The 24,078-nt window shown below is 63.8% G+C and carries 18 protein-coding genes; 12 read left to right on the top strand and 6 right to left on the bottom strand.

The features are described from left to right. The 3 genes from I8N66_RS03535 to I8N66_RS03525 all read left to right on the top strand — a co-directional run bounded on the left by I8N66_RS03535 (window position 1) and on the right by I8N66_RS03525 (window position 3,554). Window positions 1–1,191, top strand: a complete 1,191-nt coding sequence (locus I8N66_RS03535) for an ABC transporter permease subunit (protein WP_291149747.1) — start codon at window positions 1–3, stop codon at window positions 1,189–1,191. Beyond that, window positions 1,188–2,261 (top strand): amino acid ABC transporter permease, encoded by a 1,074-nt coding sequence (locus I8N66_RS03530; RefSeq protein WP_291149744.1) that lies wholly within the window; start codon window positions 1,188–1,190, stop codon window positions 2,259–2,261. The genes I8N66_RS03535 and I8N66_RS03530 overlap by 4 nt, the downstream gene beginning before the upstream one ends. A gap of 78 nt (window positions 2,262–2,339) precedes the next feature. Continuing rightward, window positions 2,340–3,554 carry a TIGR03862 family flavoprotein gene (locus I8N66_RS03525; protein ID WP_291149741.1) on the top strand — a complete coding sequence of 405 codons (1,215 nt, stop codon included), beginning with the start codon at window positions 2,340–2,342 and terminating at the stop codon, window positions 3,552–3,554. A gap of 52 nt (window positions 3,555–3,606) precedes the next feature. On the opposite strand, the gene I8N66_RS03520 is transcribed toward I8N66_RS03525, so the two are convergent. Beyond that, on the bottom strand, window positions 3,607–5,421 hold the full coding sequence (locus tag I8N66_RS03520; protein WP_291149738.1) for an ABC transporter ATP-binding protein: 1,815 nt from the start codon (window positions 5,419–5,421) through the stop codon (window positions 3,607–3,609). Between the two features lie 456 nt (window positions 5,422–5,877). Next, window positions 5,878–9,165, bottom strand: coding sequence for an autotransporter domain-containing protein (locus I8N66_RS03515; RefSeq protein ID WP_291149735.1), 3,288 nt, complete (start codon window positions 9,163–9,165; stop codon window positions 5,878–5,880). A gap of 235 nt (window positions 9,166–9,400) precedes the next feature. Between I8N66_RS03515 and I8N66_RS03510 the strand changes: the two genes are divergently transcribed. After that, complete coding sequence (locus I8N66_RS03510; RefSeq protein ID WP_291149732.1) at window positions 9,401–10,195, top strand: DeoR/GlpR family DNA-binding transcription regulator; 795 nt, start codon at window positions 9,401–9,403, stop codon at window positions 10,193–10,195. A 253-nt stretch (window positions 10,196–10,448) separates the two neighbouring features. Here the strand turns inward: I8N66_RS03510 and I8N66_RS03505 are convergent, their stop codons facing one another. From I8N66_RS03505 to I8N66_RS03495, 3 genes are read right to left on the bottom strand one after another with little or no spacing between them, the layout of a single operon-like run. Continuing rightward, window positions 10,449–11,552: an ABC transporter substrate-binding protein gene (locus I8N66_RS03505; RefSeq protein WP_113539858.1), complete on the bottom strand. Its 1,104-nt coding sequence runs from the start codon at window positions 11,550–11,552 to the stop codon at window positions 10,449–10,451. Then, complete coding sequence (locus tag I8N66_RS03500; RefSeq protein ID WP_291149729.1) at window positions 11,552–12,937, bottom strand: sensor histidine kinase; 1,386 nt, start codon at window positions 12,935–12,937, stop codon at window positions 11,552–11,554. The genes I8N66_RS03505 and I8N66_RS03500 overlap by 1 nt, the downstream gene beginning before the upstream one ends. Next, the gene (locus tag I8N66_RS03495; RefSeq protein WP_291149726.1) at window positions 12,924–13,598 is read right to left on the bottom strand and encodes a response regulator transcription factor; all 675 of its coding nucleotides are present in this window, start codon (window positions 13,596–13,598) and stop codon (window positions 12,924–12,926) included. Before I8N66_RS03495 ends, I8N66_RS03500 begins: the two co-directional genes overlap by 14 nt. 279 nt (window positions 13,599–13,877) lie before the next feature. On the opposite strand from I8N66_RS03495, the gene I8N66_RS03490 reads away from it, so the two are divergent. The 6 genes from I8N66_RS03490 to I8N66_RS03465 all read left to right on the top strand — a co-directional run bounded on the left by I8N66_RS03490 (window position 13,878) and on the right by I8N66_RS03465 (window position 19,674). Continuing rightward, the gene (locus tag I8N66_RS03490; RefSeq protein WP_113539723.1) at window positions 13,878–14,849 is read left to right on the top strand and encodes a tripartite tricarboxylate transporter substrate-binding protein; all 972 of its coding nucleotides are present in this window, start codon (window positions 13,878–13,880) and stop codon (window positions 14,847–14,849) included. Window positions 14,850–14,983: 134 nt separating this feature from the next. Beyond that, window positions 14,984–15,442 carry a tripartite tricarboxylate transporter TctB family protein gene (locus tag I8N66_RS03485; protein WP_113539859.1) on the top strand — a complete coding sequence of 153 codons (459 nt, stop codon included), beginning with the start codon at window positions 14,984–14,986 and terminating at the stop codon, window positions 15,440–15,442. A 24-nt stretch (window positions 15,443–15,466) separates the two neighbouring features. After that, window positions 15,467–16,972, top strand: a complete 1,506-nt coding sequence (locus I8N66_RS03480) for a tripartite tricarboxylate transporter permease (protein WP_291149720.1) — start codon at window positions 15,467–15,469, stop codon at window positions 16,970–16,972. A 157-nt stretch (window positions 16,973–17,129) separates the two neighbouring features. Next, a complete protein-coding gene (locus I8N66_RS03475) occupies window positions 17,130–17,741 on the top strand; it encodes a PAS domain-containing protein (protein WP_291149717.1) in 612 nt (203 codons plus the stop codon). Then, entirely contained in the window at window positions 17,738–18,715 is a 978-nt protein-coding gene (locus I8N66_RS03470; RefSeq protein WP_291149714.1) for an ornithine cyclodeaminase family protein, read from the top strand. Before I8N66_RS03475 ends, I8N66_RS03470 begins: the two co-directional genes overlap by 4 nt. Continuing rightward, window positions 18,712–19,674, top strand: a complete 963-nt coding sequence (locus I8N66_RS03465) for a pyridoxal-phosphate dependent enzyme (RefSeq protein ID WP_291149711.1) — start codon at window positions 18,712–18,714, stop codon at window positions 19,672–19,674. Before I8N66_RS03470 ends, I8N66_RS03465 begins: the two co-directional genes overlap by 4 nt. 29 nt (window positions 19,675–19,703) lie before the next feature. Here I8N66_RS03465 and I8N66_RS03460 read toward each other — a convergent pair whose 3' ends face one another. Continuing rightward, a complete protein-coding gene (locus I8N66_RS03460; protein WP_291149708.1) occupies window positions 19,704–20,645 on the bottom strand; it encodes a LysR family transcriptional regulator in 942 nt (313 codons plus the stop codon). Between the two features lie 111 nt (window positions 20,646–20,756). Here I8N66_RS03460 and I8N66_RS03455 point away from each other — a divergent pair, with 111 nt between their 5' ends. Together I8N66_RS03455 and I8N66_RS03450 are read left to right on the top strand one after the other, a co-directional pair. Next, window positions 20,757–22,556 carry an adenine deaminase gene (locus tag I8N66_RS03455; RefSeq protein WP_291149705.1) on the top strand — a complete coding sequence of 600 codons (1,800 nt, stop codon included), beginning with the start codon at window positions 20,757–20,759 and terminating at the stop codon, window positions 22,554–22,556. Between the two features lie 59 nt (window positions 22,557–22,615). Continuing rightward, window positions 22,616–24,016, top strand: a complete 1,401-nt coding sequence (locus I8N66_RS03450; RefSeq protein ID WP_291149702.1) for an NCS2 family permease — start codon at window positions 22,616–22,618, stop codon at window positions 24,014–24,016. The last annotated feature ends 62 nt before the right edge of the window (window positions 24,017–24,078 follow it).

Raw genomic sequence — 24,078 nt, 5'->3', positions numbered from 1 at the left:
ATGACACGCCAACTCCAACCGGGCCCTTCGGGGCCCGGACCCGTCTCGCGGCTGCGCTCGTGGATCGGGCCTCTGCCATTGCAGCAGGGCCTGCTTTTCATCGGCGTACTGCTGCTCTTTGCCTTTCTCGGTCAAAATACTGCCGAAAGCATGCATCGCATGGGCCTCACGCCCGGCTTCGCCTTCCTCTCCCATCAGGCGAATTTCGAGATCGGCGAAAGCGTGGTGCCCTACTCTGCCGGCGACAGCTACGCCCGGGCGCTCGCCGCCGGCATCGCCAATACGGTCAAGGTCGCGATCGTCGGCTGCCTGCTTGCGACCGTGCTCGGCGTCGTGCTCGGCATCGTCAGGCTCTCCGGCAATCTGCTGCTTGCGAGCTTCGTGCATGGCTATGTCGAGCTTCTGCGCAACACGCCTTTGTTGCTGCAACTGTTTCTCTGGAGCGCGATCATCCGCGCGCTGCCGCCGCCGCGCGGCGCCTACACGTTCCTCGGCAGCGTCTATCTCAGCAATCGCGGCGTCTTTCTGCCCTCGCTCTCGGTCGACGGGCTGCCGGCCGCCGTGTGGCTGCCTGCGGTGTTCCTGACGGCCTTCGCCGCACTCGTCATTTCCAGGCGCCTGCTGTCGGGCGCGACGTTCTATCTGCCGAAAACCGCCGGCACCGTGCTCGGCGCGCTTGCCCTCTGCTACCTGGCCCTTACCTCGCTTGGCTTCGCCGCCTCTGTCGAGATCCCTGCCAAGGGCGGCTTCAACATCCGCGGCGGCCTGTCGCTGACGCCGGAATTCGCAGCGCTGCTGATCGGCCTCGTCGTCAATGCCTCCGCCTCGATCTCCGAAATCGTACGCAGCGGCATCCAGTCGGTGAAGTCCGGCCAATGGGAAGCGGCCCGGGCACTCGGGCTAAAGCCCCCGCAGATCCTGCGTCTTGTCGTGCTGCCGCAGGCGCTTCGGGTCATCACGCTGCTGATGATTTCGAGCTTCCTGGATCTGACGAAGAACTCGAGCCTCGCGGTGGCGATCGGCTACCCCGACCTCGTCAGCGTCGCCAACACGACAGCCAACACCACGGGTCAGGCGCTCGAAGCGATCATCATCATCGGCGCTGTCTACCTGACGATCAGCCTTGCGGTTTCGGCCGTCATGAACCTCTACAACCGGCGCGTGGTTCTGCGCGGAGAAGGAAAGCGATGAGCCAGATCGAACTTGCGCCACCCGTCGCACCCGACTGGCACCGCTGGCGTGAAGGCCTCTTCAGCGGCTGGGCCAACGCCCTCGTCACGCTTGTAACACTCGCGGCAATCCTCTGGCTCGCGCTTCCCTTTTTCCGCTGGGCCGTCATCGATGCCGTTTGGTTGGGCACATCAGCCGATTGCGCCAAGGAAACGGCCGGCGCCTGCTGGGCCTTCGTCGGCGCCAAGTTTCGGTTCATGCTCTTCGCCTTCTTCCCGCCGCCTCTGCAGTGGCGCCCGGCGCTGGTGATCGCCCTCATTGCAGCGCTCCTGACGATCTCGGCCCTTCCCCGCTTCTGGAGCTTCCGCCTGGTGCCGGTCTGGCTGTTGGCGCTTCTCGGCATCTGGCTGCTGATGGCGGGCACGGCCGGCCTGGAACCGGTGTCGACCAATCATTGGGGCGGACTGCCCATTACGCTTGCCGTCTCTATCGCCGGCCTTGCCTTCGCCTTTCCGATCGCGCTGCTGCTGGCGCTTGCCCGGCAATCGGACATGGGCATCGTGCGATGCCTGGCAATCGCCTTCATCGAAGTGCTGCGCGGCGTGCCGATGATCGCCGTTCTCTATGTGGTCATGCTGATCGTGCCTATGGCGCTGCCGAGCGGTGCAGCCGTCGACAAGCTGTTGCGCGCCCAGATCGGCGTCACGCTGTTCTTCTCCGCCTATCTCGCCGAAGTCATCCGCGCCGGCCTGCAGGTGATCCCGGTGGGCCAGAAGGAGGCGGCGCTGTCGCTCGGCCTTGGCCGGGTCCAGATGTTGCGGCTGGTCGTGCTGCCGCAGGCGCTGACCGCCGTCATCCCGGCGATCGTCAACCTCTCTATCGGCATCGTGCTCAACACCTCGCTGCTTGCGGTCATCGGCATTTACGATCTCTTGAACGCCGCCAAAACGTCGGCAACCGACCCCGCTTGGCTCGGCTTCTACAGCGAGGCCTATATCTTCGCGGCCCTGGTCTATTTCGTCATCTGCTTCACCGGTTCGCGCTACAGCCTCTGGCTCGAAAAGAAGCTGAACGGTTCCAATCGCCGCTGAGCACGCCGCGCGGGGTTGCACACCGTGCGACGCCGGGTCAAGAGTGCGCTGACGTGGAATCGAGACCGGGCCAAGCGCATGGGGAAGAAACAGATCGCCATTGTCGGCGGCGGGCCAAGCGGCCTGATGGCCGCCGAGGTGTTGGCGGAGCGCGGCCACGCGGTCACCGTCTACGACAGCATGCCGACGGTCGCGCGCAAGTTCCTGCTCGCCGGCAAGTCCGGCCTCAACATTACCCATGCCGAACCCTACGCCGCCTTTGCCGAGCGCTTCGGCGATGCCTCACCTCGACTGCGGACGGCGTTGGGCGCCTTTACGCCCGACGATATCAGGCAATGGGCAGCAGACCTCGGAACCAGGACCTTCGTCGGTTCCTCGGGCCGTGTCTTTCCCGAGGTGATGAAGGCCTCGCCGCTGCTGCGCGCCTGGCTCAAGTCGCTGGAAAGCCGCGGCGTTCGCATCCTGACGCGGCACCGCTGGACTGGCTTTGAGGGCAAAGCACTCGCATTCGATACCCCTGATGGCAAGACGCTTGTCAGCGCAGATGCGACTTTACTTGCACTTGGTGGCGCCAGCTATCCGCGTCTCGGATCGGATGCCGCCTGGGTTTCCCGGCTGGAGAAGAGGGGTGTGTCCATCGCGAAACTCCAGCCCGCCAATTGCGGCTTCGACGTCGACTGGAGCGAGACCTTCCGTGACCGCTTCGCCGGCGATGCATTCAAGGCTGTGACGGCAACGTCCCCGGCTGGCACCGTTCCTGGCGAATTTGTCGTCAGCAAGAGCGGTATCGAAGGCAGTCTCGTCTATGCCCACACGAGCGCGCTTCGCGACCGCCTGTCACACGGCGAGCCGGCCGAACTGGTGGTTGATCTCACGCCCGGACGAACCGTCGAGAAACTGGCGAAGGATCTCGGCCGCTTCGACAGCAAGACCAGCTTTTCCAACCGTCTGCGCAAGGGGGCTGGGCTTGAAGGCGTGAAAGCTGCCGCGCTGCGCGAGCTTTCGCCTGATGCGGCGCGTTTGGCGCCGCCCGATCTTGCTGCCTTGATCAAGGCGCTGCCAATCCCGGTGCTACGCCCGCGCCCGATCGCCGAGGCCATCTCCTCGGCCGGCGGTGTGACCTGGGCCGCGCTCAATGACGACTATATGCTGAAGGCGCTGCCCGGCACCTTTGTTGCCGGTGAGATGATCGATTGGGAAGCGCCAACCGGAGGCTATTTGCTCACCGCCTGCTTTGCCACCGGTCGCACCGCCGCCCGCGGCATCGATCGCTGGCTCGGCCAATCGGCTTAGGGTTTCGCCGCGCCTTCGTCAGGCGCGGCGAATAGTTTGCCAGCGGGCATTCTTACTGGTCGTTCAATACCAGACCCTTGGTCAGTTCCAGCGCCTGGCGCTCGAAGAGACCACGGTAGATGCCGCCGTCGAGACGGATCAACGCGTCATGCGTGCCCTCCTCGGCGATCCGGCCGTGATCGAAGACCAACAGCCGGTCGAGCGCCCGGACCGTCGAGAGCCGGTGCGCGATCACCAGCGTCGTGCGTCCGAGCATCAGCCGCTCCATCGCCTGCTGGATCAGCACTTCCGATTCCGAGTCGAGGCTCGAGGTCGCCTCGTCGAGGATCAGGATCGGTGCATCCGCGAGGAACGCGCGCGCAATGGCGATGCGCTGACGTTCGCCACCCGAGAGCTTGACGCCGCGTTCGCCCACGAGCGTGCCATAGCCTTTCGGCAGCGCCGTGATGAAGTCGTGGGCGCTTGCAAGCTTCGCCGCCTTCTCGATTTCGCTCTGCGTGGCGTTCGGCCGCGCATAGGCGATGTTCTCGGAAAGCGACCGGTGGAACAGGATCGGCTCCTGTTGCACGATCGCGATCTGCTGGCGCAACGACGTCTGCGTTACCGATGCGATGTCCTGACCATCGATCCGGATCTCGCCGGCCTTCAGGTCGTGCAGGCGCTGGATCAGCTTGACGAAGGTCGTCTTGCCCGAGCCCGAATGCCCGACGAGACCGACACGCTCGCCCTCCCGGATCGTCACCGAGAAGCGGTCGTAGAGCGGCTTGCGGTGCGCACCGTAGTGGAACGTCACATCCTTGAACTCGATGCGGCCATCGGTGATCCGGATCGGCTTGGCATCCGCCTTGTCGTCGATGCCGAGCGACTGGCCATGGATATCGACGAGCTCTTCCATGTCGTTGACCGAGCGCTGCAGGTTGCGGATGTGCTGCCCGACTTCACGCAGGTACCCCTGCAGGATGAAGAACGAGGTGAGCACGAAGGTGATGTCGCCCGCAGTCGCTTGACCCCGCGCCCACAGAAGCAGTGCAAAGCCGATCACCGCCGCACGCAGGACGAGCAGCATCGCGCCCTGCGTCGTGCCGTTGGTCGTGCCTCTGATCCAGGTGCGGCGCGTGCGGTCCCGCCACTTGGCAAGAACCTTGGCCAGGCGCGCGTCCTCACGGCCTTCGGCACCGAAGCCCTTGACGACGATGTTGCAGCTGACGGCGTCGGCAAGCGCGCCGCCGAGCTTGGTGTCCCACCGGTTGGCCAGGCTTGCCATCGGCGCGACATAGCCGAGCGACAGCGCAATCGTCATCAGGATGAAGACAATCGACCCGATACCGATGATGACGCCCATCATCGGCCAGTACAACGACATCAATATTGTCGAACCGACCAGCATCACGACGGACGGAAACAGAGCGACGAGCAGGGTGTCGTTCAACAGATCGAGCGCCCACATGCCGCGCGTCACCTTACGCACGGTCGAACCGGCAAAGCTGTTGGCGTGCCAGTCGGTCGAGAACCGCTGGATGCGGTAGAAGGCAGCCGAGGCGATGTCGGTCATCATCTTGAGCGTCAGGTCGGTGACGCCGAGGAAGGTGAGGTGACGCAGCAGGATCGCGCCGAGCGAAAGCGCCATCAGCATCCAGAATGCGGCAATCGCCGCGTTCCAGGCAAGTTCATCCGTCGCCGCGCCGGAAACGACGGCATCGACGAGCCGACCCGAATAGAGCGGCGTCAGGACATCGGCGAGCGTCGACAGAAGGACCATGCCGAGGATGACGCTGATCCTGACCGGCTGCGCCTTCCAATGAGACCAGGTGAAACCAAGAACGCTGCGGAACGCACCACCGCGCAAGGCAAAACGAGTAAAAGCCATAATATTTGCCCGATGCGCGACGCATCGGCCTCAAAAAGATTCAGATGGAATATGCCGTTAAAAGGAACCCAGCTTCCGATGCGGCATCATTGGCTTGGCGAGATTCTCCGGAAGAGAACGGCCAAGGTCAGCGAAACGAACTCTGACCTGGAAAAGACGGAAAGGCGAAACTGCCCTTCTGCGTCCAGCTCAGAACTGTACGCCGCCCCGTAGGGAGAAAGAATAAGCTGGCATCTTTTGAAACCTCCCTGATTGGTTGCCGGAAGACGACCTATAGGCGAATCGGCAGCAACCGCCAAGTGCAGAAATCTGGCCATGGCGCCAATCGTCGCGGCTGCGGCCTGTTTGCAACAGTTACGTAAGGCAACGCTGACATAGAAAAGCGCCGCGCACGAATGCGCGACGCTTTAACCCCGGGCACCCGGCCAGCCTTGATGCGCTCGGTCGAGGCGGCTCTTAGAAGCTCACCTTCAGCTTGGCGTTTACACCGTGGTCGGAGACGCCCGAAGCGATCTGGCCGGTGTAGTTGACGCCGAAGGTCGCGGATGGCGCAACCTTGAAGTCGATGCCAGCCTCGAAGAGCGCCGCGTCCCTGGCAATCGGCGCCCCGCCGACGGTGAACGCATCGCCACCGGCAAAAGCAAGCGTGGAGGTCGGCACAACATCGCCGAAGGCGTGGCGCCAGCCGACGGTGCCGCTCAGGACCGCCGCCGTTTCGCCGAAAGAAACGTCGGTCGAGCTGCGCACGCCGATCGTGGTGAAGGTCGTGTCAGTGTTGTCCGAACGGCCCGAGAGCGCCGCTGCCGCGCCCTTTTCACGGAAACCATCCGTGTCGAGGTTGAGATAGGCAAGATTGGCGAAGCCCTCGAAGTCGAAACGACCGGCACTCATGGCATAGCTCGCCTCGCCGAAGATCTGGGCGGTGCGGGCATCATAGGCGGCCGACAGGCTGTCTTCGAAACCGGCGAAGGACACGCCGCGCGTGGTCTCGATGCGGTGCCAGCTATAGGTCGCGCCCGCTGTCAGCGACAGCGCGCCAAGCCCGGTCCCGGCATAGGCACCGATATGGTAGTTGTCGCTGTCCCCCGAGGAACGACGATCGACCACATCGAAGGACGAGCGGCTGTAGCCGCCGAAGAGACCGGCACGCCAGTTGTCACCGACAAGGCCGTCGGCGCCCAAGAGGAAACCGCCGATGTTGCGCTGGAAGCCGGCCGCATTGCCGTTGCCATCCGTATCGCCCCAGGTGCCGAAGGCCTGGCTCCAGAAGGCGAAGCGGTCGGTGTCAGCGGCAACGCTTTCGATGCCGCCCTCGCCATAGGCAAGCACCGGCGCCGCCTTGGTGTTGTCATCGCCAAAGGCCGCGCGGATGCGGTTGGTGGCCGCGGCGTTCAACAGCAGGCCGCCCTGCAGCAGCATGCCCTTGGTCGAGGCGTGGATTTCGCCGGAGAGCTGGTCGAAGGCAAGAGGCGCCTGGTCGCGATCGAGGTTGGTGAGAGCCGAATAGGCGGCACTGGAGAAGCCGAGGCTTTCAGCGCCGACCGCGGCTGCCCGCTGGTTTGACGTCGTCGCGACATCGGCAAAGCGGATATCGTTGCGGCTGAGCGTCAGCGTCACGTTGTTGGCGTCGTAACCGAGCGTCGGATCGAGGAAGACGAGGCTCGACGCGACATTCGCAAACGTACCGTTCACGCCGCCGGCCGCCGTCAGAATCGTGTAGCGCGTCTGCGGCGCGTAGCTGCCATTGGCGGCGAGCGCCAGAACCGAGCCGCCGTTGAGCTGCGCCTTGCCTGACGCAATGATCTTGTCCCTCTCGCCCTCGGCATTGGCTTCGACCTGGTAGGTCGAGCCGCCCGCAAAGGTGATGTCGCCGGCCACGTTCAGCGTGCCGATCGAATTTCCGGGCGCAATCACGCCGCCATCGGCGACCGTCAAGCTGCCGAACTTGCCGACACCACCGACAGCACCACCCTTTTCGACCGCCAGACCCGAAGACGAAGCAATCGAGCCCTGAACCGAGAGCAGGCCGGATTTGACGGTTGTCGCGCCGGTATAGGTATTGTCTCCGTTGAGCACGAGTGCGCCGGCGCCGAGCTTCGTCAGACCACCGTTGCCGCTGATCGCCTTGTTGACGGCAACGACGTTGGCCGCATCGGCGACATCAAGCGCACCGCCGCCCGCTTCGAGCACGATATCGCGATTGATCTGGTGCATGTCGCGACCGGCGATCCTCAAAGCACCGCCGTCGAGCCGCAACTTCGCATTTGCACCGCCGAGGGCGGCGTCCTCTTCGACGACCACCGTGCCGCCATCACTCACCAGCGTCTCGCCGATAAAGGAATGATCATCGATGCAATAGTCGTGTATCGCCCGCTGGAAGCGGGCATCCGTGCTCTTGCAGTCAAGCAGCGTCTTCTTCTCCTGATCGGTCAGACCGGCAAGGATCGGCAGGCCGTTCTCGTCGGCGATCTGGCCGAGATAGACATCGTTGCGCATGTTGTTACGGCTGAGGTTGAACACCCCACCCTTTTCAGAGAAGGTCGACGCTTCGTCGCCCCAGAGGATCCGGGTCTTGGCCGTCGCTGACGCCGGATCGGTGTAGTTCTGCAGCACCGGGCCGACCCAGCGCACCGTGTGGGCAACCGGCTCGTGGTCAGAAAGCGGCGTCTTCGATCCATCCGGATTGGTCACGTAGCTGACGTCGGTGATGACGCCGGAGTAGGAATCCTTCGGATCGTCGGCGAGCGTCCACCATTTGCCGAAGGGGCGCGACGCCAGGAAGTGGTCGATCTTCACCCGGTGCCAGCTTGCCCAGGTATTGGTGGCGTCCTCGCCGTGCGATGGCCAGGTGACGCTACCGTCGTTCAAAGCATGCGGCGAGAACTGCTCGCGCTCGTTCGGAAGCTGCAGGATCTGGAACTGCTTCTTCAGGATGTTCATCGTCTGCGGCAGGTTGCCTGCAACGGGATACATCTCGTCGGCAAAGAGGCCTGACGGCACCGTCGAGGCGTTGATCGCCGAGGCACTCTTGCCTTTCCACTCGGCGATATAGGCGTCGAGCTTCTGCTGATCCTTGGCGTAGTCGCGCAGGAGGCTCAGATAGAAGCTGTTGCTCGGGCTCTTGACGTAAGTCTTCAGCAGCAATTCCTGCTGGCTGACCGAATGCAGGCCGCGCTCCGAGACGTCGCCGGCATTGAAATCGCCGGTGAGGATGATCGGCCGCGCCTCGGACTTGGCCCACTGATTGATGCCCTTGGCTTCGTTGATGCGGGTCGTCGGCGGGTCGTAGTAGTTGAGGTGGGTGGTGCCGACGACCACCTGCGGCTTGCTGATGGTCGGATCGACCACCGTATAGGTCACGATGTCGCCGAGCGTACTGGCGCCGAAGGTGCCGGGGAGACGCGAGAACACGCCGGTGTCGCTGTCCTGGCGGGTGGCGTAGGTGCCGAGGCCGGCATTCTTCAGAATACCGGGAATGTCTCGGGCATAAGTGCTGTTGGCGCGAAACTCCTGGAAGGTCAGGATGTCGTAGTTCCCCTTGATGAAGAAGTCCGACATGACGCTCGGATTGGCCTTGAAGCGGTCGAGCCAGGTATTCAGCGTCAGGATTTTCATGCTGTCGTCGGCGGCGCGGGCTTCGGCTGCCGAAAGCGTCAGACTCGTTCCGCACAGAAGGATCGCCGTCGCCAGGCGAAGGCGCGCAATAGCCCGCACCCCGCGGAGGTCGTGTCCACGTTGTCTCATTTTACTGCTCCAATGTCGCGATGCGAACACGCTCCGTCACAAGACCTTCATGGCGATGGTGTTGATGAGCGGAAAGGTTCGAAGAGATGTACGATTACGGACATTAGGCGAGTCAAATGTCAGTTTTACAACATTTCATAGGCCGACATAAAATTTCGCGCGACGGATCGGCGTTCCCGCGATTTCCTTGGAGATTGACTGAAGCCCTATGTTAGACGTGCCTCGGGGGAATGAGATGACAGCAATGGACGACGATCGGGATCTCCCGACGGGAGACAAGAAGACGCGCCGGCAGACGCTGCTTCTCGGGCATCTCGAAAAGAACCACTACATCTCAATCGACGAGATCACCGAGATGTTCGGCGTGACGACCCAGACCGCGCGGCGCGACATCATGGCGCTCGAGCAGGACGGCAGGGTTCGACGCCTGCATGGCGGCGCGACCATCGCCACCCCTGTCGACCCTGACACCTACCGCCAGCGGCGCGTCGACAACGCTGGCCTGAAGGAGCGCATCGGACAGCTGACCGCCGACCTCGTCGCCGATGGCGCCGCGGTGTTCATCGATACCGGCACGACCTGTGAAGCGGTGGCGCGCGGCCTGTTGAAACGCCGCGACCTGCGCGTCGTCACCTACAGTCTGCGCGTCGCAACGACGCTCAGCGAAAGCAGCAGCTTCGCGGTTGCGGTGCCCGGCGGCTTCGTGCGGCAAGTGGATGCCGGTGTGTTCCGCGAGGAGACCGCAGACTATATCCGCAAGTTCAAATTCGACGTCGCCATCATCTCCGTCAGCGGCATCGACCAGGACGGCGATATCGGCGATGACGACCATGCGGAAGTCGCCGCCGTCTCGGCCGCCATGCGCCAGGCCGAGCGGGTGATCCTCGCCGTTGACAGCAGCAAGTTCGGACGGCGCGCGCTCGTGCGCCTTGCATCGCTGGCCGATATCGACGCACTCGTCACCGACCAGTTGCCGGACGAACACATCGTCGCCCTTTTGCGTCAGCATAGCGTCAGCATCCACTGCTAGCGCAAGCGCCAGGCTCGAAGGGCGCCGACGGCGATTTCGTGGCAAGGGCTTGAAAGCCGTGACCGGACACCACACATAGGCATCAACGAATTGCCCGTGGAGCCCGCCGGAATTGATCATCCGAAGGCTCCGGGCGTAGTTCGCGCGGAGACGCTGACCACGGATGTACTGGCAGTGTGACGCAGCGAGCGGGAAAAGGTCGGCATCGCCGGCCTTTTTTGTTTTTGCCCGCCAGAGCGGCCAACAACCCCCTTCAGTTCGGCCGTAACCGCGTCGGCTTGTTGACGATGAGATTGGTCCAATCGTCGATGAAACGGGAGCGCTGCAACCGGTCTTGCGCGGCGAGCAACGCCGGGCCGATACGGATCGGCCGACCGATGCCGGATTCCACCAGTTTCACCGGCCCGTCGACCTCGGCGGGCAAGGCGCCATTCCGCGAAAAAAAGAACGCCTTCTCCCGTGCGACATCCTGCCCGCGCTCGGACAGCAAGTAATCGAGGAAACGACCGGCCAGATCGCTGCGCTTCGCACCCACGGGGATGAGCGCCCCACGGCTGAGGATCAGCGTATAGTCGCGCGGCAGAACAATCCTGAGCTTGGCGTTCCGGCGCGAGGCGGCATAGGCGTAGGAGCCGAGGATGTTGTAGCCGATATAGACATTGCCGCTATCCAGTTCCGACAACACCGCATTGTTGCAGCAGCGCAGCACCGCCTGGGCGCGGCTCAGGCTTTCGAGCAGGCGGCCGTAGGTGGTCGAGGCCTGCTGGGCGTCGAGGAAGGCGAGCAGATAGCCGATGCCGGACTGGCGCAGGTCATAGGTGCCGATACGGCCACGATAATAATCCGGCTTGAAGCGCAAGAGGTCCGTCAACTCGCCATGGGTGTGCGGCACATCTTCCGGCGGCACGAAATCCCGGTGGTAGACCATGACCGAAGGCTCGAAAGTGAAGCCGAAAACCTCATCGCGCCAATTTGCCCAGGTGGGTACGTCGGCAGTTTCCGGCGAAACATGGGCGAGCGCACAGCCGTCATTTGCGAGCTTCACCAGTTGATCGACGGACGACGAAAGGAGGATGTCGCCGAAGGGCTGCTGCCGGCGGCAGGCGGCATCGGCATCGCGGTAGAGGTCATTGGTCACATAGTCGGTGTAGTCGATGGCGACGTCCCTTGCCGTCTCCTGAAAGTCGCGGATCAACGGCTCCATCGCCTCCACATCCGTCGCACCGTTGATCACGAGCCTGCCGCGCTCTGCATCAAGCGCCGGAAAGTGCGCCCGCATCCCCTCGACGGCAGCAGCCGGCGTGGCGAGCGCGAAGACCGCGGAGAGTGCAAGGAAGACGCGCTTCGACCAGATCATCATACGCCCTCCCGGTAGAGGGGAATTTCGAGAACGACGGTGAAATCGTGCTCGCCCTTCTCGATAAAACGGACCGTGCCCCGATGGGCAGCCGCCACTTCCGCCGCAATCGCGAAACCAAGCCCCATGCTCCCCTCCCCCGTCTTCGAACTGACGAAACGCGCCGTGACCTGCGGCCATTCGCCTGGCGGAATGCCGGGGCCATCATCGGCGACTTCCACGAGCGCCTGCTCGTCCTTCCGGTCCACCCGGACCGCCAGGCGCTGCTTGACGCCGTGCTGCAGGGCATTGTCGATGATGTTGGCTATTGCCTCGCGCAGGCTCACAGCATCGCCAAGCACGAAGACCGGCTCCACGCCGACTTCGAAGGAAACGACGACATCGGCGTCGACGGTGATCGGTACCGTCGACCGTAGAGCCTTGCGGGCGACATCGCCGAGATCGACCCGCTTGAAGCGCACGGAATCGGATCGGTGGATGACCATGGCATGGCTGAGCAGCTGGTTGGTGAGCCGCGCCAGCTGGCTGACGCGATCGCGCACCCGCCCCAGATGCCGTCTGCGGTTGGCGTCGAGATCGTCGTCTTCGAGCATGTCGACCTGCGCCGAAAGGGCCGTGAGCGGCGTGCGGATCTGGTGGGCCGCATCGGCGATGAAGCGCTGAAGCAGGGTGACGCGTTCGTCGAGGCGGCCCATGAAATGATTGATCGACCCGACGAAAGGCTTGAGCTCCCTTGGCATGTCGGCCTCGACGGGGGTCAGGTCCTGCGGATCGCGGGCACGCAGCGTCGCGGCAAGGGCATCGACGGGCAGCAGTGAATAGCGGATGGCAAGCACGGTGCCGGCAAGCGCCAGCAGGCTCATGATGCCGACGAGGATCATCGCGCGCGTCGTCAGTTCGCCGGCAAGCGCGCGCCGCGCTTCGGTCGTCTGCGCCATGACCACATAGGCCCAGCCGGAAAAGGACGGGTCCGACAGCGCCCGCGAGACCACGGCCACGCGCACCGGCACCTTGCGATACTCCGTCGTCAGGAACACCGGGCCGGCCCGGGCCGCTGTCACGTCGATGCCGGTGTCGAGATCGTCGTAGCCGGTAAGGGTTCGGCCATCCGGGCCGACCACCCGATAGAAAATGCGGTCACGCTCGGCAAGGCCGAGCAGTTCGAAGGCCGACGACGGCAGCGTCACGCCAAGATTGCCCGCGTCGACGGTCATGTTCGCGGTGATCTGGATTGCTGCCCCAAGCAGCAGCCGGTCGTAGGCATCGTCGGCAGCCGCGCGGGCATAGTACCAGGCAGCCGCCGAGAGCAGCGCCGCCCCAGAGCAAAGCACCAGCGCAACGCGCAGCACGAGCCGCCAGAAGAGAGAGGTTTCACGCCGCTTCATCGGCCACCAGTTGATAGCCGAGACCACGGATGGTGACGATGCGCACCGACGAGCCCTCGATCTTCTTGCGCAGCCGACCGACATAGAGTTCGACGGCATTGGGGTTGACGTTTTCGTCGAAGCCGAACAGCCGGTCGAGCAGTTCGTCCTTGCTGAAAACCCGCCCCGGCCGGGCGGCCAGTACCTCCAGAAGCGTGATCTCGCGCCGCTTGAGCTGGACCTCGCGATTGCCCACCCGCACGGAACGGCTGTTGCGGTCGAGAACAAGATCTCCACACTCGATAAGATTGGTCGGATCGCCCTGGCGGCGGCGCAGCAGCACGCGCGTGCGGGCCTCGAGTTCACGGAAATCGAACGGCTTGACCAGATAATCATCCGCGCCGAGATCGAGCGCGCCGACGCGGTCCTCGATCTCCGATCGCGCCGTCAGCACCAGCACCGGCGTCGTCTTTCGCCGGGCGCGCAGATGGCGCAGGATCTCGAACCCGTCGAGCCCCGGCAACATGACGTCGAGGATCACGAGATCATAATCGGTAAATTCGAGTATGTCGGCGGCGGTTTGACCGTCCGTCTGCCAATCGACGGTGTGCCCGACCTTTTCCAGTCGTCGGCTGATTGCCTCCCCGACATCCCTCGTGTCCTCCACCAGAAAGATGCGCATGGGCAAGCAGTGACATGGAAGATTTCAGCGATCAACCCGGCGGATCTGGTGACGACAGTGACAGCATGGTGACAGGTTCGGGGAGGAAAGAGGGCAGCCTGACCGCGGCAACGGGAGATGCGGCCAGGGTCTGGAGGACAATCATCGCCGAGGCATTTTCAGGCGGCCGCCACGCGGTCCGTCGATGCTGGTCGATGCCCGTCCGGGCCCTGGATGTCACGGTGGGGCAGGCGCGCGACAGCGCCTTCGAAAGAACAACTCATGGATGGGAGAGAGACCATGACCCGAACCCTCGTAAAGACCCTTCTGGCGGCCGGGCTTTTTGCCGCCGTTGCATCGCCGGCCGGCGCCGAGCCTACGAAGCCCGAGTGCCTCGCCGGCGCCAAGCCCGGCGGCGGCTTCGACCTCACCTGCCGGCTTGCCGCCAATGCGCTGCTCGAAGCCAAGATCATCGGCAAGCCGATGGCCGTCACCTACATGGAAGGCGGGGTCGGTGCAGTTGCCTACAACCACGTCATCGGCAAGCGCGGAACCGACGGCAACCTGATCACCGCGGCCTCGTCCGGCTCGGCGCTTCTGATCGCCCAGGGCAAGTTCGGGCAATATGACGAAACGGCCGTGCGTTGGCTCGGCGCGCTCGGCGCCGACTACGGCGTGCTCGTCGTTGCCGCCGATTCGCCCTACAAGACGCTTGGCGAACTGATCGCGGCCTACAAGGCAAACCCGACCGACTTTTCGGTTGCCGGCGGCGGCGCCGTCGGCTCACAGGACTGGATGAAGGGTTCGCTCTTGGCAAAGGCTGCCGGACAGGAGCCGAAGCAGATGCGCTATGTGGCGCTCGAAGGCGGCGGTGCGGTGCTGACGGCGCTCGAAGGTGGCCACGTCAAGGTCGGCGCCGGCGATGCGGCGGAAATGTCCAAGCACCATGCCGCCGGCAAGGTCCGCGTGCTCGCCGTCATGGCGCCCGAGCGCCTTCCCGGCGAACTTGCCGAAGTGCCGACCGCCAAGGAACAGGGCGTCGACATCGAATGGCCGGTCTGGCGCGGCTATTATGTCGGCAAGGACGTCTCCGACGCGGACTACAAATGGTGGGCCGACGCCTTCACCAAGCTCGTCGCAACGCCGGAATTCGTGAAGGAGCGCGAGGCGCGCGGTCTCTACGAATACAACCAGGTGGGCGATGCCTTCGACCAGCAGGTCAAGGCGGACGTGGCGCGCTTCAAGATCATCGCCAAGGAAGCCGGCATGTAATGCCGAGGATCGGAGCGGGACGACCTCCCGCTCCGATCGCCATCATCCTGCGGGCACATAGGCACCGGGCGATCCGATCCGGCCGTGAAGGAATGCCCGTTTTCCGTGACGACGTGATCATCGGGAAACCCAACATGTCAGACACTCCATCCTCATCCTCCCTGATCGGCAGGATCGGCGGGCTCGTGATGCTCGCGCTGGCTATTGCCTATGGCATCGGCGGCAGCCAGATCGAATATGCCTTCGCCTCGGACCCGCTCGGTCCACGCGTCGTGCCGGTACTGCTCGCCATCACCCTCGCGGTGCTTTGCCTCTTCTACCTGAAAAACCCCGGAACGGCCGAAGCCTTTCCGCGGGGGCAGCTTCTCGTGAAGATCGTTGCAGTACCGCTCCTGCTTCTTGCATCGGCACTGCTTCTGGAGCCCGCCGGCTTTGCCGCCTCGATCTTCCTGCTGACCTTCGGCGTCGGCTGGATCTTCGGCGCGCCGCTGCGTCTCGCCCTGATCGGCGGCGTCGGACAGGCGGTCCTCTGGTGGTTCGTCTTTTCCTACCTGCTCGACGTCTATCTGCCCGCCGGCCGGCTGTTCGGCTGATCCGCCGGTCAAGGAGTTAAACCCATGAATCTCGAATATCTCTGGAACGGTTTTACCGTCGCCCTGACGATGCAGAACCTGCTCATCGGTCTCGCAGGCTGCTTCATCGGCACCCTCGTCGGCGCGCTACCGGCGATCGGACCGATCAACGGCATCGCGCTCCTGATCCCGATCGCCTATACGATGAGACTGCCGGCTGAAAGCACGATGATCCTGCTCGCCGCCGTCTATTGCGGCGCCGAGTATGGCGGCCGGATCTCCTCGATCCTTCTGAACGTGCCGGGCGATGCCGGCGCCGTGATGACGGCGCTCGACGGCAACCCGATGGCCCGCCAGGGCCGCGCCGGCGAAGCGCTGATGCTCTCGGGCCTCTCCTCCTTCGTCGGCGGCGTCTTCGGCGCCGTCGGGCTTGCGCTGTTTGCGCCGCTGCTTGCGGGCCTCGCGATCGGCTTCGGCCCGGCCGAATATTTCGTGCTGATGGTCTTTGCCTTCGCCACACTCGGCTCCATGGTCGGCAGCCAGCCGGTAAAGACGCTGATCGGCTGCACCCTCGGGCTGATGCTTGCGACTGTCGGCCTTGACGCCACCTCCGGCGCCTACCGCTTCACCTTCAACGAGCCGGAACTCGGTGACGGCATCGAATTCGTCGTGCTGGTCATCGGCCTGTTCTCGGTGTCCGAGGCGCTGCTGATCCTCGAGCACCAGGCAAGCGGCGTCACGGTCATCCGCGAACTCGGTCGCATGACCGCCCGCCTCGACGACATCCGCAAGTCCGTCGGCGCGACGCTGCGCGGCTCGGTCATCGGCTTCATCGTCGGCGTGCTGCCCGGCACCGGCGCATCGGTATCGAGCGCGGTTTCCTACACCACGGAAAAGCGGATCTCCGACACCGAGGGCACCTTCGGCAAGGGAGACGTGCGTGGTCTCACGGCACCGGAGGCGGCCAACAACGCCACCGCCTGTGGTGCCTTCGTGCCGATGCTGACGCTCGGCGTGCCCGGCTCCGGCACGACCGCCGTCATGCTCGGCGCGCTGATGCTCTACAACATCCAGCCGGGCCCGATGCTGATCACCGAACGACCTGAAGTGGTCGGCGGCCTTGTCGCGTCGCTGTTCATCGGCAACGTGCTGCTTCTTCTCCTCAACCTGCCGCTGGTCAACATCTTCGCTCGCGTTTTGACGGTACCGAACTGGTTGCTGGTTCCGGGCATCCTCGTGCTCTCGGTTGTCGGCGTCTATTCCACCCACGCGTCGGTGTTCTCGATCCTCCTGATGCTCGGCATCGGCGTCATCGGCTGGCTGCTTAGAAAGGCCGGCTTCGACATGGCGCCGATCATCCTCGGCTTTGTGCTCGGGCATGTGATGGAGGTGAACCTGCGCAATGCACTAGCGATCAGCGGCGGCGACATCTCGATCCTGTTCCAGAGCAAGATCTCGATCATCCTCTGGATCCTGGCGGGCGCCATGGCCGTGATGCCGCTTGTTGTCGGCTGGAGGAAGGCAAAGCGCATGAAGACCGCGACGAGCTAGCTGATCCCCTCCCTGTCGGCTGCTTGGACAGCGGCGCGCGAACTCATCGCGCGCCGCTGTTGTCGTTTAGGGCGGCACCAATTTCAGACTATAAATCCAATATAGACAATTTCGTCTACGCATGTTTTAAGGGACGCCATCGAGGAAGAGGAATACCGTGACCCCAGAACTCCGCCCTTATAGCCTGGTCTGCGACGCGGTCGCCTTGCTGTTCCAGCCCTATGCCGAAGTCGTGCTGCATGACCTCGCAACCGAAACCGTCGTCCACTTCGCCGGCAACTTCTCCAAGCGCGAGATCGGCGAGCCCTCGCTGCTGAGCGAAATCGGCTTCCGGCAAGGCGATGCGATCATCGGCCCCTACGAAAAGGTCAACTGGGACGGCCGGTCGATCAAGGCGATCAGCGCGGTGCTGCGTGATACGGCCGGCAGGGCGATCGGCGTGCTCTGCATCAATGCCGACGTCTCGGACTTCCATGCAGCACTCCGCACGCTCAACGCGCTCGTCCGCGTTCCCGTCGACGCTGACAAGCCGGAGAGCCTGTTTCGGGAGGACTGGCACGAACGCGTCAACGAATACGTCCAGCAGTGGACCGCAGCGCGCGGGCTGACGATCTCGACCCTGAGCCGCACCGACAAGCAAGAACTGGTCATCGCCCTTTCGTCAAACGGCGCCTTCGGCGGCAAGAACGCCGCGTCCTACATCTCGCGAATCCTCGGCATGGGCCGGGCGACCGTCTATAAATATCTGAGCAAGGACAGTGCGCCATGATCGTCATCGACCGAGAAAGACTGGCCGAGCTACCGTTGCTGACGCTCGCCGCACCGGCCATCCGCGATGCCTATATCGCGGTCACCGACGGTCGCGCCAACCTGCCGCCGGTCGGTTATCTACCGCTTCCTGGTCGCAATGCGGATTGCCACATCAAGTACGGCTACATCGAAGGCGATCCGATCTTCGTCGTGAAGATCGCCTCCGGTTTCTACGACAATCCGGCCAAGGGATTGCCCTCGAGCAACGGCATGATGGTCGCGGTATCCTCGGAGACCGGCGACGTGGTGGCCGTGCTCGACGACAAGGGTCTGCTCACCGATCTGCGCACCGGCATCGGCGGCGCGATCGCGACCATGGCGCTCTGGCGCAAGGACGCGCGAAGGGTCGGGATCGTCGGTACCGGCACGCAGGCGCGCATCCAGATCCAGGCGCTTGCCGCGCTCGCGGGTCGTCCACTGCGGTTCACGGTCTGGGGGCGATCCATGGAACGGGCAAACGCCGTGCTTGCCGATCTGGCGGAGCTTGACCTTTCCATCGCGGCGACAACCGATCTCGAGACGCTCTGCCGCCAGTCCGATGCGATCGTGACCACGACGCCATCGAAGGAGCCGCTGATCCGATCGGACTGGATCGCGCCTGGCACCCATGTCACCGCCATGGGTGCGGACGCACCCGCTAAGCAGGAACTCGACATTGCCCTCGTTGCGCGCGCCGACCGGCTGGTCGTCGATCTCGCCGAGCAATGCCTTGACCATGGCGAACTCTCCGCGGCGGCGCGCGCCGGGCTGATCGGCGTGGACCGCTGTGTCGCGCTCGGCGCGATCCTTTCCGGTGCGGCCGAAGGCCGGCGCTCGGACCGCGACATCACCATCGCCGACCTGACGGGGATCGCGACGCAGGACATCGCCATCGCCCGCACCGTGCTCGATGAACTCGGCCTGCTCGGCCGCGCCCAAGGAACAACCGCATGACCAAAGACGTCCTCGACACGGCCGCACGCGCTGTCCGCGCACGCCAGCGCATCCGCCCCTTCATCTATGAGACGCCGCTGATCCCCTCGCGCACGACCGGGCAACAGGCATCGTCGTCGGTACTGTTCAAGGCGGAAAACCTGCAGCTGACCGGTTCCTTTAAGATCCGGGGTGCTGCGAGCAAAATGACGTCGCTGCCCAGGGACCGTCCGGTGATCACCGCCTCTTCCGGCAATCACGGCATTGGCGCTGCCCATGCAGCAAGCGCGATCGGCCAGAAACTGACGGTCGTGCTGCCCGAAATCGTCAAGACGGCGAAGCTGGAGCGCATCCGCGCCTACGGTGTCAACGTCGTCCTCCACGGTTCCGAAACCGGGCTTGCCGAACAGCATGCGCAGCAACTGGCCGCGACCGAAAAGCTCGGCTACGTCTCGCCCTACAACGACCCGGAAATCATCGCCGGCCAGGGCACGATTGCGCTTGAACTGCTGGAGCAGGCCGAGCGCATCGACAATGTCTTCATCGCCATGGGCGGTGGCGGACTGATCAGCGGCATAGGCTCGGTGCTGAAGAGCTTCAGCCCGTTGACCCGCGTCATCGGCGTCTCCGCCGCATATTCGGCGGCGCTCGCGGCTTCGATGAAGGCTGGCCGCGTGGTCGAAACCGAACACCTCGACACGCTCGCCGATGCCGTCGCCGGCGGTCTTGACGAAGACAGCATGACACTCGGGCTTGCGATGGCCGTCGTCGATGAGGTCGTGACCTGCTCCGAAGCCGAGATTGCCGCGGCGATGCGGGACGTGCTTCTCGATGAGCATATGTTGGTCGAAGGAGCGGCAGCTCTCGCACTTGCTGGCTTCCGGCAGATCGCAGGAAGATGCGCCGGCCAGACGAATGTCGTCCTGCTCTGCGGCGGCAATGTCGATGGCGCCAGCGTGTTGCCTTCGTTGCTGGGGTAGAAGCACCGCTGCATGGTTCCGCCTCGCCTCTAGAGGCTGACACGCTCCACGTAGTAGCGCGGGATCTTCACCCGGTCCCGATCGCGGTAGAAGTCGATGCAGAAATCGACGAAGGCCTTGAACCGCTTCGAGACGTGCCGGCGGCGCGAATAGATGAGGTTGATCGCCGTCTGCGGCGAGCGCCAGTCTGGTAGCACCGGCTCCAGCAGGCCCGCCTGCCGCTCGGTCTCGACGAAGAAATCGGGCAGATAGGCGATGCCCTCACCGGCAACCGCGAAGTACTTGATCGTCCAGTAGTCGTTGGTGGTGCAGGTCGCGGTCGGCAAGAGATCCACTTCGTCGTCCCCTGCCTGCGTCAGATACCAAGACTGCAACCGCGTCGGCTGGCGGAAGACGAGGCCGCGGTGGCCGGCAAGCGCATCCGGACTATCCGGCTGGCCGTGTCGGGCGATGTATTGCGGGCTGGCGAAGAGGCCGTAGGACGAGACAGAAAGTCTGCGGCTGATATAGTCGACATCAGAAGGCTCGCCCCAGTGGAAAATGCCGTCAAGCGCCTGTTCGGTGACATCGGAAAAGGGTTGGCGTGAGGAGAGGAACACGACGTCGAGATTGACCTGCGGATATTGCTGGCGAAAGGCGTAGAGCAGCTCAGAGGTGATCGTCGTGCCGAATTCGCCGGTCGAGCCCACGCGCAGCGTGCCCGCCACCTCCTGGCGCATCTCCGCCATCGCCGTCGCCGCATCGTCGCAGTTCGACTGGATCAGTCGGGCGTAGCGCAGGAACTCCGCGCCGGCATCGGTCACATGCAGTTGGTGCCCCTCGCGCACGAAGAGCTCGATGCCGAACTCATCCTCCAATTGTCGGATCTTGTGGCTGAGCGTCGATTTCGGCAGGCGATGACGCCTGGAAGCCGCTGAAATCGAACGGGAATCCGCAACTTTCACAAAGCAGTCGATAAGCGAGAGATCCATATTTCGTCCAAAATCTTGTACGATATGTCCAGAGATTAGCCTATTTCGGCCCATTGTGTAAACGAGTGGGAATTGGGAATATTCACTAGAGCTAAGGGAGAAGAGGTTCCAGTGAGCGATATCAGAGAATTCATTCGCGCCGCATCCGGCACCGGCGGCAAGGCAACCCTGGCGATCCGCGGCGGTCGCCTGGTCAACGTCGTTTCGGAAGAGATCTATCAGGCCGACGTTGCCGTCTATGGCGAGCGCATCATCGCGGTCGGCGACATCACCGACTATATCGGGCCAGAGACGAAGATCGTCGACGCCACCGGCAAGTACCTGGCACCCGGCATGATCGACGGGCATCTGCATGTCGAATGCTCGAAGATGTCGCTGACGAGCTTTGCCAAGGCTGTCGTGCCGCTCGGCACCACCTCGATCGTCACCGGTCTCGACCAGATCATCGTCGTCGGCGGCCCCGCCGCCGCGCGCGAGTTCCTCGATGAAGCCAAGCAAACGCCGCTTAGGGTATTCTGGGGCGCGCCGTGCAAGACGCCCTACACCATGCCGCGTTCGACTGTCGGCCACTATTTCAGCCCGGCCGATCACCAGGCGACGCACCACTGGCCGGAATGCGTCGGCATCTGGGAGACCGTGCGCGAATTCATCCAGGAAGAAGACACCGACGTTCTGGCGGCGCTCGAACTTGCCGAAAAGAGCCGGCTTCCCGTGCTCGGCTGCTGCCCGATGACCCGCGGGGCGCGGCTCAACGGCTACCAGCAGTCCGGCGTGCGCGCCGACCATGAGAGCTACACGCCCGAGGAGATGCTCGAAAAGCTGCGCGCCGGCATGCATGTCGTCGTACGCGAATCCTCGATCTCGCACTTCCTCGCCGACAACCTGCGCATCGTCACCGAGATGGGCGTCAAGGCGCTGCGCCGCATCAGCTTCTGCACCGACGACGTGGTAGCGAGCGACATCCTCAAGCGCGGCCATCTCGACAACATGGTGCGCATGGCGATCGCCATGGGCATTTCGCCGATGGCAGCGATCCAGATGGCGACCATCAACGGCGCCGATGCGCTCAGGATCGACGACAAGGTCGGCTCGATCTCGCCCGGCCGCGCCGCCGATATCCTGCTCGTCGACGACCTGCGCAACTTCAGCATCGAAACCGTCGTCGCCAAGGGCGAAGTCGTCGCTCGTGACGGCAAGATGGCGATCGAACTGATCCCGCCGCAGCGCAGCGTCGCCCTTCTCAATTCGGTCAAGGTCGCGCCGCTCCAGCCCGGCGATCTCAAGGTCGCCTATCACGGCGCCGGCGAAACGGCGGACGCCATGGCGATCGCCGTCACCCCGGAAAAGATCTTCGTGCGGACCCGCCGCGACGTGACACTTGCGGTCAAGGATGGCCAGGTCCTCGCCGATCCGGCAAGGGACGTGCAATACGTCACCGTCGTCGAACGGTACGGCAAGACGAGCAACCGCCCGGTCGCCTTTGCCTCCGGCTTCGGCCTCAAGCAAGGCGCGATCGCCAGCTCCACCGCGCCCGATGACAACAACATCATCTGCATCGGCGCCGATCTCGACGACATGCGCATCGCCATCAACCACCTGATCGCCAACAATGGCGGCCAGGTCGTGGTCAGAAACGGCAAGGTCGAAGCCTTCCTGCACCTGCCGATCGGCGGGATCGTCTCCGACATCGAACCGGCCGAGATGGCGGCGCTGGAAGACCAGCTCGACGATGCGGCCCGTGCGCTCGGCTGCCCGTTGCCCTGGCCCTTCATGTACATGTTCGTGTTGCAGATCACCGCGATCCCGGAATATGCGATCACCGATCTCGGTGTCGTCGACTGCGTCGGGCTGAAGGTGATCTCGCCGTTTTCGCCCGCAAGCGGAGACGAGCGCGCCGAAGCCGCGGAATAGTGCTCAAGGGGGGCCGGTTTGACCGGCCCCCCTTCGTCGTTTCAAAAAAGGGGAACAAAATGAACATTCAGAACAAGTCCGTGGAGGCGGCGCCGGGCCCGGGGGGATCCTGGTTTCACGCGCTTCTCGACCGCTACTTCCAGATCTCGCGCTTCGGCTCGACCGTCCGCACGGAGATCCTCGCGGGTCTTACGACCTTTCTCGCCGCCTCCTACGTGATCGTCGTCAACCCGTCGATCCTCGCCCATGCCGGCATTCCGTTTTCGGCAGGCGTGACGGCGACCGTGCTTGTCAGCTTCATCGGCAGTTGCGCCATGGGGCTTTATGCGCGCAGCCCCATCCTGGTGGCGCCCGGCATGGGCATCAATGCGCTCTTTGCCTATACGATGGTGGTCGGTGCCAAGGTTCCGCTCGAGGTCGCGCTCGGCTGCGTCTTCTGGGCCGGCGTGCTCTTCACCGTCATGGCCTTCTTCAACCTGCGCCAGACGATCATCGAGGCGATCCCGGTCGATCTGCGCTACGGCATTGCCTGCGGCATCGGCTTGTTCATCGCGCTGATCGGCCTGGAGAACGCCAAGTTCATCGTCGCCAACCCCGACACCATCGTCGGCCTGACGCAGTTCAATCCGGTGACGCTCACCTTCATCGCCGGCTTCATCCTGACGGTCGCTCTCGTGGTGCGACGGATCCCCGGCGCGATGATGGCCGGCATGATCCTCACCACCGTCCTGTCGATCCCGATCGGCCGCTGGTGGGGCGACGGAGCTGCGTTCTGGCCGGAGACGCCCGATGTGCACACGCTCGTCAACTGGAGCGGCTTTTCCGCTGCACCGGATTTCAGCTTCGTGGGCCAGATCGATCTTCTGGGCGCGCTGAACCTGATCTACCTGCCTTTCATCTTCGTCTTCCTGTTCACCAACTTCATCGAGGCGCTCTCGACATTCCTTGGCCTCGCGGAAGCGGCCGACCTCAAGGACGAGACCGGCATGCCGCGCAACATCCGGGAATCGATGCATGTCGACGCCATCGCGGCGCTGATTTCCGCACCGCTCGGCACCAGCCCGGCGACCGTCTATCTCGAATCTGGTGCCGGCATCCAGCAGGGCGGACGCACCGGCCTCGTCGCGCTGGTCGCGGGTCTTCTCTTCGTGCCTTTCCTGTTCCTGTCGCCGCTGCTTTCCCTGGTGCCGGCGGTCGCGACCGCACCGGTGCTGATCCTTACCGGTCTGTTCATGTCGGAACCGATCAGCAACATCCGCTGGAGCGCGCTCGACGAGGCGATCCCTGCCTTCCTTGCGATCGTCTTGATCCCGCTCACCTTCTCGATCACGCTCGGCCTGTCGCTTGCGATCATCGCCTATGTGCTGATCAAGCTGGTCTGCGGCCGGGCCGGCGATGTAAGACCGGTCATGTGGTTCGTCGCCCTGCTTGCCGCAGCGCTCGTCGCCCAGACCCAGTAACCGCCAGAAATCCTTCGGCGCCCTCGATGCCAGGGCGCCGACATCGCCCATCCGAAGGAAAC

Origin of the sequence: Ensifer sp. SSB1, from assembly GCF_016652895.1 — a bacterium.
Lineage (GTDB): Bacteria > Pseudomonadota > Alphaproteobacteria > Rhizobiales > Rhizobiaceae > Ensifer.
Note: the sequence above shows the minus strand (reverse complement) of the source record. Positions and strands in the feature narration are given on the sequence as shown.